Source organism: Lyngbya sp. CCY1209, assembly GCF_035615495.1.
Classification (GTDB): Bacteria; Cyanobacteriota; Cyanobacteriia; order Cyanobacteriales; family Microcoleaceae; genus Limnospira.
This window is the reverse complement of record NZ_JAJENU010000329.1, coordinates 1-309: the sequence shown is the minus strand read 5'-3', so window position 1 is coordinate 309 and position 309 is coordinate 1. Positions and strand designations below refer to the sequence as shown.

Sequence of the window (309 nt, the reverse complement as noted above, 5' to 3'; positions counted from 1 at the left end):
TTGAGTAGCAATAATGGCGTCTAGTCAAACCAAAGGATTCGGCAAGCCGAAACCAACGGTCACTAAGAATGCATGGAAAGCTATCAATTGGGCGAAAGTCCAGCGGATGGTTTTCAAGTTGCAAAAACGTATCTATCAAGCGGCTCAATCGGGACAAGACGCAAAAGCTAGAAGGTTGCAGAGACTCCTTTTGAAGTCATACTACGCAAGGCTCCTAGCGGTAAGGCGAGTAACCCAAGATAACCAAGGCAAGAAAACAGCCGGAGTGGATGGAGTGATAGCGATATCCCCGAAACAAAGGTTCACCCT

Annotated in this window: 1 protein-coding gene; it reads left to right on the top strand. The window is 47.2% G+C overall.

What is annotated here, in order from left to right; genetic code table 11:
- Positions 1 to 13: 13 nt before the first annotated feature.
- Positions 14 to 309, top strand: a 296-nt coding sequence (locus LKE08_RS09480) for a reverse transcriptase N-terminal domain-containing protein (protein ID WP_375341413.1), incomplete at its 3' end; no start/stop codon positions are given.